The organism is Paenibacillus marchantiophytorum (genome assembly GCF_014640555.1).
Taxonomy (GTDB): Bacteria; Bacillota; Bacilli; order Paenibacillales; family NBRC-103111; genus Paenibacillus_E; species Paenibacillus_E marchantiophytorum.
The window spans coordinates 17,368-30,071 of sequence record NZ_BMHE01000050.1 but is presented as its reverse complement, the minus strand read 5'-3'; the positions used below and the strand labels follow the sequence as shown (position 1 = coordinate 30,071).

Annotated in this window: 24 protein-coding genes and 1 tRNA gene; 19 read left to right on the top strand and 6 right to left on the bottom strand. The window is 44.1% G+C overall.

The window, feature by feature from the left end; all coding sequences use genetic code 11:
* The first annotated feature begins 98 nt into the window (after positions 1 to 98).
* The 5 genes from IEY34_RS29845 to IEY34_RS29825 all read left to right on the top strand — a co-directional run bounded on the left by IEY34_RS29845 (position 99) and on the right by IEY34_RS29825 (position 2,810).
* Positions 99 to 335: a putative Se/S carrier protein gene (locus IEY34_RS29845; protein ID WP_189018974.1), complete on the top strand. Its 237-nt coding sequence runs from the start codon at positions 99 to 101 to the stop codon at positions 333 to 335.
* An 18-nt stretch (positions 336 to 353) separates the two neighbouring features.
* On the top strand, positions 354 to 1,208 hold the full coding sequence (locus IEY34_RS29840; protein ID WP_189018972.1) for a mechanosensitive ion channel family protein: 855 nt from the start codon (positions 354 to 356) through the stop codon (positions 1,206 to 1,208).
* Between the two features lie 26 nt (positions 1,209 to 1,234).
* On the top strand, positions 1,235 to 1,450 hold the full coding sequence (locus IEY34_RS29835; RefSeq protein ID WP_189018970.1) for a DUF951 domain-containing protein: 216 nt from the start codon (positions 1,235 to 1,237) through the stop codon (positions 1,448 to 1,450).
* Positions 1,451 to 1,518: 68 nt separating this feature from the next.
* Positions 1,519 to 1,606 (top strand) — tRNA-Ser (locus tag IEY34_RS29830).
* A gap of 154 nt (positions 1,607 to 1,760) precedes the next feature.
* The gene (locus tag IEY34_RS29825; RefSeq protein WP_189018968.1) at positions 1,761 to 2,810 is read left to right on the top strand and encodes a tyrosine-type recombinase/integrase; all 1,050 of its coding nucleotides are present in this window, start codon (positions 1,761 to 1,763) and stop codon (positions 2,808 to 2,810) included.
* A 190-nt stretch (positions 2,811 to 3,000) separates the two neighbouring features.
* On the opposite strand, the gene IEY34_RS37960 is transcribed toward IEY34_RS29825, so the two are convergent.
* Positions 3,001 to 3,132: a putative holin-like toxin gene (locus IEY34_RS37960; protein WP_373291371.1), complete on the bottom strand. Its 132-nt coding sequence runs from the start codon at positions 3,130 to 3,132 to the stop codon at positions 3,001 to 3,003.
* A 374-nt stretch (positions 3,133 to 3,506) separates the two neighbouring features.
* Here IEY34_RS37960 and IEY34_RS29820 point away from each other — a divergent pair, with 374 nt between their 5' ends.
* Positions 3,507 to 3,833, top strand: a complete 327-nt coding sequence (locus IEY34_RS29820) for a hypothetical protein (protein ID WP_189018966.1) — start codon at positions 3,507 to 3,509, stop codon at positions 3,831 to 3,833.
* A gap of 44 nt (positions 3,834 to 3,877) precedes the next feature.
* Here the strand turns inward: IEY34_RS29820 and IEY34_RS29815 are convergent, their stop codons facing one another.
* The 4 genes from IEY34_RS29815 to IEY34_RS29800 form a co-directional block, all read right to left on the bottom strand.
* Complete coding sequence (locus IEY34_RS29815; protein WP_189018965.1) at positions 3,878 to 4,288, bottom strand: type II toxin-antitoxin system HicB family antitoxin; 411 nt, start codon at positions 4,286 to 4,288, stop codon at positions 3,878 to 3,880.
* 79 nt (positions 4,289 to 4,367) lie between these two features.
* Positions 4,368 to 4,553 carry a type II toxin-antitoxin system HicA family toxin gene (locus IEY34_RS29810; RefSeq protein WP_189018963.1) on the bottom strand — a complete coding sequence of 62 codons (186 nt, stop codon included), beginning with the start codon at positions 4,551 to 4,553 and terminating at the stop codon, positions 4,368 to 4,370.
* A 179-nt stretch (positions 4,554 to 4,732) separates the two neighbouring features.
* The gene (locus IEY34_RS29805) at positions 4,733 to 5,578 is read right to left on the bottom strand and encodes a DUF4393 domain-containing protein (RefSeq protein ID WP_189018961.1); all 846 of its coding nucleotides are present in this window, start codon (positions 5,576 to 5,578) and stop codon (positions 4,733 to 4,735) included.
* A 17-nt stretch (positions 5,579 to 5,595) separates the two neighbouring features.
* Positions 5,596 to 5,811, bottom strand: coding sequence for a helix-turn-helix domain-containing protein (locus tag IEY34_RS29800; RefSeq protein ID WP_189018959.1), 216 nt, complete (start codon positions 5,809 to 5,811; stop codon positions 5,596 to 5,598).
* 177 nt (positions 5,812 to 5,988) lie between these two features.
* Here IEY34_RS29800 and IEY34_RS29795 point away from each other — a divergent pair, with 177 nt between their 5' ends.
* From IEY34_RS29795 to IEY34_RS29780, 5 genes are all read left to right on the top strand, one after another.
* Positions 5,989 to 6,207, top strand: a complete 219-nt coding sequence (locus IEY34_RS29795; RefSeq protein ID WP_189018958.1) for a hypothetical protein — start codon at positions 5,989 to 5,991, stop codon at positions 6,205 to 6,207.
* Positions 6,204 to 6,335, top strand: coding sequence for a hypothetical protein (locus IEY34_RS37405; protein WP_268240199.1), 132 nt, complete (start codon positions 6,204 to 6,206; stop codon positions 6,333 to 6,335). Before IEY34_RS29795 ends, IEY34_RS37405 begins: the two co-directional genes overlap by 4 nt.
* Before the next feature lie 15 nt (positions 6,336 to 6,350).
* Positions 6,351 to 6,521, top strand: coding sequence for a hypothetical protein (locus tag IEY34_RS29790; RefSeq protein WP_189018956.1), 171 nt, complete (start codon positions 6,351 to 6,353; stop codon positions 6,519 to 6,521).
* Positions 6,522 to 6,666: 145 nt separating this feature from the next.
* A complete protein-coding gene (locus tag IEY34_RS29785; RefSeq protein WP_189018954.1) occupies positions 6,667 to 7,032 on the top strand; it encodes a hypothetical protein in 366 nt (121 codons plus the stop codon).
* 58 nt (positions 7,033 to 7,090) lie between these two features.
* On the top strand, positions 7,091 to 7,369 hold the full coding sequence (locus IEY34_RS29780; RefSeq protein WP_189018953.1) for a hypothetical protein: 279 nt from the start codon (positions 7,091 to 7,093) through the stop codon (positions 7,367 to 7,369).
* Between the two features lie 53 nt (positions 7,370 to 7,422).
* On the opposite strand, the gene IEY34_RS29775 is transcribed toward IEY34_RS29780, so the two are convergent.
* Positions 7,423 to 7,722, bottom strand: coding sequence for a hypothetical protein (locus IEY34_RS29775; RefSeq protein ID WP_189018951.1), 300 nt, complete (start codon positions 7,720 to 7,722; stop codon positions 7,423 to 7,425).
* A 583-nt stretch (positions 7,723 to 8,305) separates the two neighbouring features.
* Here IEY34_RS29775 and IEY34_RS29770 point away from each other — a divergent pair.
* From IEY34_RS29770 to IEY34_RS29735, 8 genes are all read left to right on the top strand, one after another.
* Positions 8,306 to 8,518, top strand: a complete 213-nt coding sequence (locus IEY34_RS29770; protein WP_189018949.1) for a hypothetical protein — start codon at positions 8,306 to 8,308, stop codon at positions 8,516 to 8,518.
* 873 nt (positions 8,519 to 9,391) lie between these two features.
* Positions 9,392 to 10,297: a hypothetical protein gene (locus tag IEY34_RS29765; RefSeq protein WP_189018947.1), complete on the top strand. Its 906-nt coding sequence runs from the start codon at positions 9,392 to 9,394 to the stop codon at positions 10,295 to 10,297.
* A 101-nt stretch (positions 10,298 to 10,398) separates the two neighbouring features.
* Entirely contained in the window at positions 10,399 to 10,647 is a 249-nt protein-coding gene (locus tag IEY34_RS29760) for a helix-turn-helix transcriptional regulator (protein ID WP_189018945.1), read from the top strand.
* Positions 10,648 to 10,914: 267 nt separating this feature from the next.
* Positions 10,915 to 11,193: a hypothetical protein gene (locus IEY34_RS29755; RefSeq protein ID WP_189018943.1), complete on the top strand. Its 279-nt coding sequence runs from the start codon at positions 10,915 to 10,917 to the stop codon at positions 11,191 to 11,193.
* On the top strand, positions 11,190 to 11,456 hold the full coding sequence (locus IEY34_RS29750) for a hypothetical protein (RefSeq protein WP_189018941.1): 267 nt from the start codon (positions 11,190 to 11,192) through the stop codon (positions 11,454 to 11,456). Before IEY34_RS29755 ends, IEY34_RS29750 begins: the two co-directional genes overlap by 4 nt.
* Before the next feature lie 14 nt (positions 11,457 to 11,470).
* Entirely contained in the window at positions 11,471 to 11,692 is a 222-nt protein-coding gene (locus IEY34_RS29745) for a hypothetical protein (RefSeq protein WP_189018939.1), read from the top strand.
* Between the two features lie 24 nt (positions 11,693 to 11,716).
* Complete coding sequence (locus IEY34_RS29740; RefSeq protein ID WP_189018938.1) at positions 11,717 to 12,355, top strand: hypothetical protein; 639 nt, start codon at positions 11,717 to 11,719, stop codon at positions 12,353 to 12,355.
* Positions 12,355 to 12,699, top strand: a complete 345-nt coding sequence (locus tag IEY34_RS29735) for a hypothetical protein (protein WP_189018936.1) — start codon at positions 12,355 to 12,357, stop codon at positions 12,697 to 12,699. Before IEY34_RS29740 ends, IEY34_RS29735 begins: the two co-directional genes overlap by 1 nt.
* Positions 12,700 to 12,704: the final 5 nt, after the last annotated feature.

Sequence of the window (12,704 nt, the reverse complement as noted above, 5' to 3'; positions counted from 1 at the left end):
TTATCCCTCCAAATGCTATTTCATGTTTTTACTAGTATATGGATAGATAGGGACATTTATACGTAGGGTGAGGAGGATTTTCCCTGAAACATTCAGAGATGTTATTAGCATTCGATTCGACGCAGCAGGCACTGAGAGCAGAGATGCTGCTAGAGTACGCAGATATTGAAATTGACATCAGACCTACGCCCAAGGAAGTCACGGCTGGATGTGCGCTTTCTATTGAATTTCCAGGAGAGAATCTATCACAAGTAAAAGAGATTATTGCTTCTGAGCATGTCGAAATTAGAGGCATTTATTTCAAAAAAGAAGATAAATATGTTACCATGGAATGAAGATAAGGAGGTCTAGCTATGGCCTTTATCACGAATTATTTTACAAGCTTAACGCAGTGGATATCGGAACATGTGACCAAACCGGAAATGCTAGCTTCGATATTTTGGATTATTGTAAAAATTATAGTAATCTTTGTAGCCGGTAAATTTTGCATTCAAATTGCGAACAAAACGATTTCTCATATGATGATAGCGAGAGATAAATCGCCGTTGAAGTTTGATAGAAGAAGATCGAATACGATCGGAAGTCTGTTACATAATTTAATTACGTATACGATTAATTTCATTTGTATTATGCTCATTCTTAGTCAAGTTGGCCTTAATCTAGGACCGCTGCTTGCGGGTGCTGGTGTTCTTGGTTTGGCCATTGGTTTTGGGGCGCAAAGTTTGGTCAAAGATGTAATAACGGGATTCTTTATTATTTTCGAAGACCAATTCGGTGTTGGAGACGTTATTCAGATTGATCAATTCAAAGGAACGGTTGAAGAAATCGGAATTCGTGTAACGAGAATCAAAAGTTGGACCGGTGAAGTCCATATCATTCCGAATGGGAACATCAAGCAAGTCACCAACTTCTCTACCTACAATTCTTTGGCTGTTGTTGATGTGACGGTGCCGAATCATCTTGATATTGATCAAGCAACACAAATTCTCAAAGATACGGCCAAACATGTGCAGACGCTTACAGACAATATTGTTAAGGAACCTGAAGTGCTGGGTGTGCAGGTGGTCGGATCGGCGGATTTGAAAATTCGGGTTATCGCAGAGTGCAAGCCAACAACACAGTTCAATGTGACTAGACTTCTGAATGTTGAAATCAAAAAACAACTAGATATGAGCCAAATCGAAGTGATAAATCTAGGAGGCTCCTAACGAATTGGAAAAGGGGTGACAGGCGAATGGAGAAGAAGCAGTATCAGCTAGGCGATATTGTGCAGATGAAAAAGCCCCATCCGTGTGGCACTAATGAAATGGAAATCATTCGCATGGGCATGGATATTCGAATCAAATGTGTAGGCTGCAAACATAGTGTTCTCGTGCCTAGAACGAAGTTCGAAAGCAAGCTGAAAAAGGTGCTCAGATCGAATGCGCAGGCGGAAGAAGAGTCTTCCTGAATGATTGAGGAAAAACACTTGCGAGAGACAGACTTTTTTGATACAATAAGTCCTGTTCTCGTTTTCTTGGAAAGGTACCCAAGTGGTCCAAGGGGGCTGACTCGAAATCAGTTAGGCGTCGCGAGGCGTGCGTGGGTTCGACTCCCACTCTTTCCGTACTAGCAGTAAAACCCGCTGTATCAACGTATTCAGTACGATATGTGTAACGTAAGCAGCTCGATAAAGTCGTTTTAGTCGCTAGCTGATCCGTTTACACCTAACTGACTCGTTAACCTTCTACGTAAATTATGCGTAGGAGGTTTTTTCATTTATGCGAATTGGTAATCGTAATGACAAACGTGAGGGGCGTAGGCAGGTGTTCGATCGCCAGCCGCTGCCCGACGTTAATCTGCCGAGTTATACGTTGCAAGAAGCGGTGGATTACGTAATGAAGATTAAACGCGCGAATAATTTAAAGGAACGTACTCTTCGCGGCTATATTGAGAATATGGATTATTTTATCGAATGGGTTAACGCCAAATACGGAGAAATATCGATTCAAGACGTTAGCGCTACGATGATGCGTGATTACGTTCTTTGGTGCGCGAACGAAAAAGGTTATTACGAGGGGCATCCGTTTAAATCGGAGTTCAGTAAGGATAGGCTCGGATTAGCTGCGTCTTCCGTAAACGTCCGTATTCGCGTTCTAAGGACGTTCTTTAACGTTCTCTATTCAGAGGAGGTAATCGACCGAAATCCGGCTTTAAACCTGTCTCTGATGCGTCAGGACGTCGATACGGTTGAACCACTGACAGAGGATGAGCTAAAACGGTTATTACGAGCCCCTGATCAGAAATCGTACGCTCAGTGGAGAGATTATTGCGCGCTTATTTTAATATTAGATTCTGGCATGAGATTGAATGAGATATGCTCGTTAGAGAAGACGGAGATCGACTTCGTTAAAAAGCAGATTATTTTACCAGCCGTAAAAAATAAGAACCGCAAATCCCGCGTTTTGCCTCTATCAATCGAGACGATACGTTTGTTACGACAACTGATTGCGGAGTCTGAGGAACATTTCGAGAGTCGATACGTATTTAACACGAATTATGGAGAGCAGTTGAGTGAGAAGACGTTGCAGAAGTCGTTTGTAAACTACGCGGAGAAAGCAAAAATAGGGAAGAGGGTATCACCGCATGTGCTGCGTCACAATTTTGCAACGATGGCGGCTATCAATGGGATGGATGTTTTTAGCTTAATGAAGATGATGGGCCATGCAGATATTGCAACAACGCGTAAATATGTACAGGTTAGCGGAGAGGACCTAGCGGAACAACATAAGCGGTTCAGTCCTCTAGCGAAGGTGTTAAAACGCGGATAGCAAATCGACAAAGTTCGACAGGAATGCATGTGTGACACATTAAAGTCAATAATAATATTTACTTTTGTGTGTTATAAAAGTAAAATAAAACTATACACAACAAAACCGAGGTTTCGCAGACCTCGGTTCGTTGCAGCAAAGTGATTTCGGTTGTTAAAAAGTAGCTTCTTATCTCGGCCAGAGGTTTGGGCTATTTTTTGTTTTGTACAACGTTAAATAAAGCAATAATTACGCCAAAAGAAGTTACAATAAGTGCACCAAATGATATCATGATTGTTAGCAACTGGAACGTAGTCAAGAGTCGAGTTGGACCTCCTCTCATACCCTATCACTTTGCTAGACATATTATAGCATAAAATTCCTGTAAGTGAGGACGGGGTAGTATGGTCATGTTATTTCTACCTTTTACCACTTTGCTAATGTAATTATATTTCAAGCATACGCAATCATCAACTTAGATTATTAATATTTTAAAAGTTACTCAAACGAGCATTAATACTTGGCATGCAGTGAGGATTATTAATGTGATTTCAGCACATTTACGCGTGAGATAAGGCGCTAAGTCTCGCATCCTTTAGTTGCATTCATCTTATGCCTAATCGCGATAATTTGGCGGCAGGATTACGTAGAAACGACCGCGAATATATTGCGTATTGAATGGATAATTACGGGAACGAGAAAGGGCGACGCTATTTCATGACGGATAAAAAGTTTGAGGACCGCTTTAATGAGAAGCCAGCGCGCATACCCGGTCTATGGACTGATGGTAATATGCGTCACTGTATTCATTGCGATCGACCGGTTAAGCCCGTTAAGATACCGTCTTTAATCATCATAGCGGTACTTATCGTATTACTAATTTTTATGACGGTGATTGGAGCGATTCTTTCCGGTGTGTATTTAATTTATTTCATATTTTTGCAGCGGAAGGAATGTCCGATCTGTCGCGGGAACAGCCTTAGAAGAACGGATAAGCAGCGAGAGGACCTAGCGGAGATCAAGCGGAGTTTCAGCGGTAAATAAAAAAAAACGGCGGCTGGCGATCAGCTACCGTTTTTTTATTGCGTTTATGGTCGTTTATTTACGCCTAGATACGTTTTAAGCGCGTCCTGTAGAATATGCGAATAGTTAACGTTATTTTCGGCAGCGATATCATCGAGCCATTTCGGTATGGTCAGCGTTTTCTTGACGGCTTTATTCGCCATCTCATCGCGGAATGGCGGCATCCATACGTCAACGAGCACGACTACCTGCTGCGGTTCTTTACTTAGCGTTTTAGCCGGTGTAGGTTCAGGAATATCGTCTCCATCGCGTTCCATGCCGTAGATATGCAGCGCCATACATTCACGAGCCATACGTAGCGCTTCTTCATCCGTGTCGCCGCATGTTATAGCGCCCGGTAAGTCCGGAAATTCAACGCTAATCCCATCTTCTGCGTAATCGAATACCGCGGGGTATACGTAACGGTCTTTTTTCATACGATTGTTCTCCTTTGTGTTTTGAATTCCAAAACAGAATACATGAATTCACTATTTATGTAATTCCAAGCATTGGGGGCTATCGAAGCCCCGCCTGCTTTAGGATACTATGTACAGTTTTGATCGGTAAGTCTTTGTTCGGATGGGGGATTGTGACACGTCCCTTTTTTGTCGGATGCTTATATTGCTTATGACTTCCGACTTGATTTACTTCGATCCATCCATCGCGTTCGATCACTGCGATTAATTCTCTGCTACTCGCCATCGCGTCAACTCCTTTTCTATATTCTAATTATAACACGTATTAATGTACGTGTAAACATAAAAATACGTATTAAAATACGTACAAAAAACGTCAAGCATACGGAAAAGATTCCGCTGTACTTGACGTTTTTTGACGTTTTTATAGAAATTATTACCTTCATTCGGAATAATTGGTTCACATCATACGTTTATTACTAAATCGGATTGATTTGAATTAATACAAGCCTTAATAAATGCTATTCCGAATTGAGTTAGTGACACATATCCTCTATCAAACTCGATTCTACTATGTATATCATTATTAAATATCTTAGTGACATCAGTGGAGCGAGAATCTCGATATTTTTGATCAATTTCATCATATTGACTTTCAGGAGGTAAGAAGTTAGTATAATTCACTTCTAAAAGCCCGAGTCCAATGAGATTATCAATATAAACCGCAAAGTTATTAATAAATAAAAGGTTTATTTCATTTGTGAACTCTAACATGCTTGTATGAATTGAAATATAGCTAAACGTCTCATAGCCATTGATTATTTCTTTACTAAACAACTTGTGGCGAAGGACGGGAATAGCTGTCTTCCTTCTGGACAAAAAGGAAAGTAATATTGCTTCATCGGAAGAAATACTTTCAATAATTTTAATATAACTTGGATGCGCCATATGTATAGTCTTAGTAGATGATGATTTTGTTAAAAGTTGAATGAATAAGTTACTGATCTCTTCATTGGTTGTGTAAGATAGTTTTTCGAGGATAGGTACACCAAGTTCGGGGGGGATGGTTGTAACGTCTTCCAGTTGAATTTTTTCTAATTCATTCGATAACTTTTTAATATTTTTTTGATAAATAGTGTTTGCTTTAGCGTTCAATAACCTGATTGGCAGAAGTGTTGTATTACATAACTCAATGGTTGTTTCTAAAGCTATTGAGAGTTTTCTAATAGCGGGTTGTGCTAGGTCTTTATAAATCTCATTTAAATCGGGCGCTTTATCTAAAAGTAGTTTTAATGATTCATTTTCCAACAAATTGTTGTCCCCCTTTTTTACTTTTCAGAATCTGGTGTGTATTCAAACAGATCACTAGGTGTTATTTTAAGCCCGTTACACAAACCATTCATTGTATCGTAGTCGATACGTTTTGTTGCATTCGCAGCAAGGGACGTGATTGTATTGCGGCTTATTTGCGTTAATTCTACAACTTCTTTATTGGAAAGACCGCGTTGTTTCATAATATCTCCAAGTCTACAACGAACAGACATAAAAAACCTCCAAATTTCTTGCACAACATGTTGACATATTGACGTGGTTAGATTAATATAAAGTCACAAGGTAAGCACAACATGTTGACATACTGATATGTTGACTAGCTATACATTATTACGTTCATATTATCAAAAAGTTCCAATTCTATCAAATTAATTTAGGAGGTTTCAACTATGCCAATCCGCTACATACGCGCAAACGACGGTAATATCCACGTAAACATCATCGATAGTCCACTTCATTTACATACGATCGTACTTTTACCTCATTTTTTCTCCCGAATCACAGGCGTTAGCCTTAACGTATCTCTAGGCTATACGGAAATTAACGCGCTTCAGGCCGCTAAACTCGGATTCATTATTCCCGTTACGAAGGAGGCTGTATCCGCATGACAACGTTTAGCTATTTCTCTTCCGGAGTCACTGATCGCCAACCATCCCGTCGCAGCCGCCGTAGGACGCGCCTAATTCTCAAGTTAATCGGCGTAATCCTTGCCGAGATGCTGCACGCGTTAACGTAAGGGAGGGCTGCCACTGTGGACAACGCGCAGGCGCAGGCCTATGCAACTCTCGCGCTACGGGATCTCGGATTCGATCGCGAGACAATCATTAAAGTACGCAGCAAGATGTATCATCTATTCGATATGAAATCGGAGAGTGAGGCGGAAGAAACCGCTAGTCAATACTTACGGGAGGATACGCAATGAAATCGATCCCACACCGCATTCAATACTACACACGTAAAGCTGCGCAATATAGCGCTCTACGCCGCAGTACGTCGCGTTATGGACGTCTGCTGACATACAAAGCCGCGTTAAATATACATATAAAATCTGAAAGGGGCCGCGCTCTATGAAACCCGTTGTGTTCAGAATTAATTTTATGCGCTCGCAAGAACCGTCTTATTCCGGCTATCTTCTCGAGGACGGGCGTCATCTTATTTACGCGGGAGGCGGCATGGCTCACATGCTTCCGGTCATTCCGTTTGAAGGTAATTACGCGCAGGACGGTGAGATTATCCTCGTCGGTTACGTAGGACAAGATTGTGATGAAGCAACTTTGCGCGGAATCTATGAAAGGCTGCGGAGCTTGTCCGCGTTCGATTTACTAACAACGGTTGAGGTGGCGGAAGATGATGCCGGCTACCTAATCATCAACGAGAAGGACGATGAAGAGCCGCCAGAACCACCGTTTCACGAGTACAGAGGGTACCGATAGGCTAGCGCTCGTTGAGGGCGCTTTTTTCATCCGCTGATTATGAAAGGAGGTGAAGCCTATGCGAACAATAACGGTACGAATGAAGCATCGCGATAATGTTGCAGATGAAATGCTAATATTCGATTGGAACGCTTACCTATTAACGGATAATGTCGCGTTAATTCTTGAGCCAGAAGACGAAACTGCAACGATCTCACGCGTTAAGCTACGTGATGATGGTACTTATGCAAGAACGTTTTCTCGCGGATTTGAAATTCCGATTGATCTTAAAACGTTTATACGCATTCAGTCCGCGCCAACGGAACTACATGCACTAATCGCTGCTCTAGCTATTTGAACGTGTTTGTGGCCGTACTATGCCCGCATACCAAACATACGTTCCTTTATCTTTTAATAAGTAGGGGTCGCGCCAACGACTACGCCAACCTTCGTTGCTTTAATTCTGGTGTCTTGATGCGTGCTGTAACACGGATCGAGAATCGCTACGCCGGCCATATGCGACCACGTGGACGCTTCTTCTGCTCCAAATAGTGCGACGTCGCACAATTCCGTAATGTTGCCACGTGGCAACGTATTGTGAGCGCTAACTGGCGGAATCTGCACGGACGGTGGATACGCTAAAGTTTTATCAAAGGCGACGACATCGTCGTATTTCAAATAGTGCGACGTCGCACTATTCCGTAGCGCCAACTGCGGACGGTTCCGACGTCAAAACCCAATTAATACCGTACGACGTCGTATGCTTTCCAAATTATGCCACATGGCATGAATTACGCGATGTCGCGTAATTTCAAATTGTTCGACGTCGAACGAATCTGACCGGTCTTGCGCCAACAGGGCCGGCGTCTTCACACTATTTCCTTCGACGTGGAGCGCGCTAACTTAAATCGTGACACGTACCACGATTTTCATCGCTAACTCATTAGGCACGCGTTGAGTTCACATATAATTCCGGTTGCGACCGGATTTTGCTTTGCGCAGACGAGCGGGATAAGCCCCGTGTTAGGCATCGTCTGCGCGTTTCTTATACCTATTTATACGAACGTGTGTTTGTTTGGTTTCAGAATATTAGAACTTTATATTAATTATTTTCTTCCGGATGTCCAAAAAAGGGGATTTTGAGGGGGGGGTGGGGAAAGGAGATTTGTCCCGCATAAACTGACGCCGAGCGTGTATTTAATATCTAGGCTTAGCGATGTTGATTCGCTAACTTCCCCATGTGGGGAAGTATTGGACTCCGCGTACTAAAACAATAAAAGGGAGCGATTTTATTATGACTACAGCAGCGGTAATTACGGAAGAGGATATGAGCATAGAGGAAATGCACGCTGACATTACTATTGATAGTGAGAACGGTACCGTTACAGCAACAAAGAATACGGAGGTTACATTTCTGACGATAAATACCGGCGATGTGGAACGCGATTTAGACACCGCTATGAAAACATGTAGGAAGGCGGGACTCTCGTTTTTCGTAACGTACTAATCGCATGACTTAGCGGTTCAGACTTATTATGCAACTCTTAAAAGAAACAAATGAATGCAACATAGGATAGACCTGCGTTTCTATACGTTTGTTCCCGTTGGTTCATATGAACCTGCATGAACATTAGGGGCCAAGCGCGGGCTAAAAGCGGCACTTGCTTGTGTCCGCTACGCGTCCTCAACTCTACGCGATGAAATTATACTCTTATGTATTAATATTCCTGACGCGTGTTTTTTGCGGAAGGGGCAAGGAACGATAGTGACGCGGCAGGCTCTTATGCTCCCGAACAGTTTCAAAACTGAACGCTGAGCAATCCGTTACAATAGGAGCGCTTCTTGAACGAGAAAGACACTCGTTCAATTCATACGGCCAAGGCTTCGCCTCGACCGTGCCAATGTTAGTTAACCGTTATACTTCTACGCGTAAAATAGTGGAACGCGGTCGACTTTTTAGGTTCGCGGTCGGCTGTCACAGCCATTCGGGAACAAACGTTATAAAGTCTATCAGTATGGCATTCACATAATATTTCTTCGCGAAGAAAGAGGTTGTAATGATAAGACGAAGATAAACAAAATGACCCGAAAACGCTGAAACTCCGCGCCACGTATGGACTCAAGGCACTTTATCGTTGCACCGTTAAACGTAAATTTACAGAATTTTTGCACCGTTAAACGTAAATTTTAATATTCACTAACAAAAAGTAAGTTTGTGACGCGCTCGATGCTGATCGAATTCCTACTCTTTTTATGATAAATCGTACGTATATAGATATATTTTTCTACGTTTCACGACCATATAGTCGAGGGAAGAAAACGGAGACGGCTTGCTTAAATAAGCTAAGCAGATCTCACAAAAACCATAAGGAGTGAGCGTATGAGCAATTATGAGGTTATCAATACGGAAACTGGTGAGGTTGTCACGGATCAATTCAGCGTCGCGCGCCGTCGTCGTCTTACCGACACGCAGAAGGTGAGTGCCCGTAGTGCCAACATTCTCTCGCAGCTAATCGTAGATAACGGCGGCTTCGTGTTCGCGCTGTTCAAGTCGGAGGCATTGACGGAGTTAGGTTCGCTCAATAATGCGGATATGGCGCGCCTCTTGTACCTCGGAACGTTTGTGGGATGGGAGAACGGTAAACTACGGTCGGACAACGGAAAAGACGTCTATACGAAGCGAGACCTTCCGAAGTTACTAGGGATCTCCCGTAATAAGGCTCACGCTTTATACGAAAAGTTGACCGAATCCGACACTTTACATACGGATGACGACGGCGCTCTCTATATCAACACGGCGTACTTCTATCGGGGAGACAACGTTGAGGGCTTGTTAGCCTCCGATGAAGAAGACATTAGATACACGCGCATATTCAAGGCGACAGTCCGGTTCCTGTATGAGGACTACGGTAAGGCTCGAACGGCATCGCGACTCGGAGTACTATACCGCATACTTCCCTACGTGAATTTCGCGTTCAACGTTATCTGCTGGAATCCGAGGGAGACGGAATCGGTGGATAAGTTGAGTGCGATTACAGTTGAGGCATTGGCGGAAATGCTCGGTTACAGCAAAAAACAGGAGCTAACCAATACGATCGATCTAATGAAGACGCGAAACGGAGATAATCTGTTTTGTTACTTCGGAAGCTCCAGTAAAACACAAGGCCTGATCGTCAATCCGTACACCATATACGCGGGCAATGCGAAAACGCTAAGACTGGCAGAGGATTTATTCAAGATCGCGCGCAATATGAAGCCCCAAAAACGGGGTAGTGGCGCTGCTTGACGACGAGGTTTAAAGTACGTCTGTAGTACCGAACCCCCGCGCGGCACTTTGCGCGTTGGGGGTTTATTTGACGTTTCAAACTATGGGGAGATGAATCGACTATGATCACTATGAATTCTGATACACTTAGAAAATTTCGAGCGGTTTACAACTTAAATCAGACGGAGCTCGCGCAGCTAGTCGGAGTATCCTTTCAGCTCATCGTTTCAATCGAGACAGGACGCCGTCCGGTCACCCACCGCATGCAAGCGTTAATGGTACATAACCTGGGATTAACGTCTGATAAGCTGGCATGGTTAGACGAAGAATACGCGCGAATCACGAAGTTAAAGGAATCGCTACGTAAATAATCGCTACGAAGGCTTCGAACAGGCAACGTTATTGTACCGGCTGTCGTGATCGCGTTGCAACGTTGGCGAGACGTAAGCGAGACGTAAGCGAGACGTAAGCGAGACGCGCGCTATCGAAGCAGGAAACGACGGTTTAGCAAGATAATCAACGTAGTTTGAGCGATTCTAGTCGGGAAATCAGGCGTCATTGAAGCGCGGAGGATGAAATACACGTCCTACCGCTATTTGGCATTTGAAAGCGACGTAATCAACGGGGAGGCACCGCTTATGAAACCAGAAGAAACACGCGCAATGATCGTCCGCCATCGAATCGAGAACGGCAGGCATTGCGTCGCCATTTATACGCCCGGCAGGTCGGACGAGTTCAGGTCAGCTAGTTGGCCGGATGATGCCGATACGACATCACTCGACGCACTGCTCGCAGGCTATTGGGACGCGTGGAAATGGGCGCCTAGATTCGATGCAAATGCCGTCTTCGTATATTCTACGGATGAGGATGCGCTCCAGGCGTTCGACAATGAGGTTAACGGTGATGTGTGCGATTGATGATATGCAGTGGAGGGCCAAACTACGTTGGAGATAAGAATAAACGAGTCCGGATTACTACAGCGGACGGGGTGTTCATCGAGCGGGTATTTGGCGCGTATGAGACGCTGTACCGGATATTTCATCCTGAGTCACCGGAGTTTCCGATAATCCAGGAGCTATACCTACCGCCGCCAGTGGAATCGATCGTATCAGAAGAGAAGCTCGGAGTCCTGTGGTGGAAACGGATTGCTTGCGCGTTAGCGAACAAAATCTATGGCTAAAGGGGATTAAACACATGGAGGACCAACGGAGCACTCAGGATACAATCGCGAAAGTATTAAAGGATCGACGCATGGAGAAAGTGGGTGCATTCACGAGGATGCTAGGTGACTTGCAAAAGGAAGAAGCCGCCATTAAAAAACGTATTGAAGATGCATCACGTGGGCTGTATGGGGCGGATGAAGAGGGACACGCGATCTGGAAGCACGCGCAGGAAAAGGGTTTAATTAGCCGTTAATAAAAAATCAGGGGGGATTAACAAATGACTATGAAAAAGATTAACTTTGACTTACGGGATAAATGGGCAACACAAGGTGTAAAAGCGAACGAATTGCGTGAGAAGTTTGACACTAAGATGACTCTTGCTATGACGTTATTGCAGGACTTGAAGTCTCAGAAGTCAACACTTCTTAAACGGGAATTTGAAGGTGCTGATATGTCTAAGGAAAAAGCCGCGATCGATGCTAAACTAAACGATGCGATCCGTGATCTTGAAGAAGCTGAAGCAGAACGGACCGCTGCATACGAGCACGCGAGCGAGCTGTCTGCAACCAATCACGTCAGCGTTCGTGATATGGTCGTAAATTGGAATGGTTCGCATAGAACGATGGTAAGAGATGTGCAACTCCTCCCAATCCAGAAACAAATGGCCGCCGCTCGCAGTGCTTACCTAAACGCGATTATCGACATGCGAGAGCTCCGTCAGACATATGCTGACGATTACTCTAAGTTACACAGTCTCAACTACAGAGATCACCGCCCTGGCGATAATGTGTCACTACATGAAATCGCTAATTACGTTGATCTACCAAGTATTACTAACGCTGAGATCATTGACGCGATGGACTATGGTAGGTTACCCGCGGACATTGAACGTACCGTGATCGGCGGTGAGAAATAATGCTAAGTAGAGCCGAAGAAGTGGCGTTAATCTCCGGACTAACTCGCAAACTTACGGAGAATGAGGAAGTTACCGAAGTCGATCTACGAAGCGCCGGAACAGTCGCGGAAGCTACTGGACGAACGGAGCACCGTGTGATGTACTCGGAGATTAAAACGCGTCTCCGCGAGCAGGCGGAAGGTATTGTGCGCGCCGCACCGAAGCAGCCCGCTATAGAGGTCGTTACTGTTGCGGACGTCGAAATTGCGCGTTTAGCCGCAAAAAAGAGCGGTCGAATCGAAGACATAGTGATTTACTCCCGTCTAAAACAGTTATATGCGCAGAAAGAGGATTCAGCGAAATGAAATAG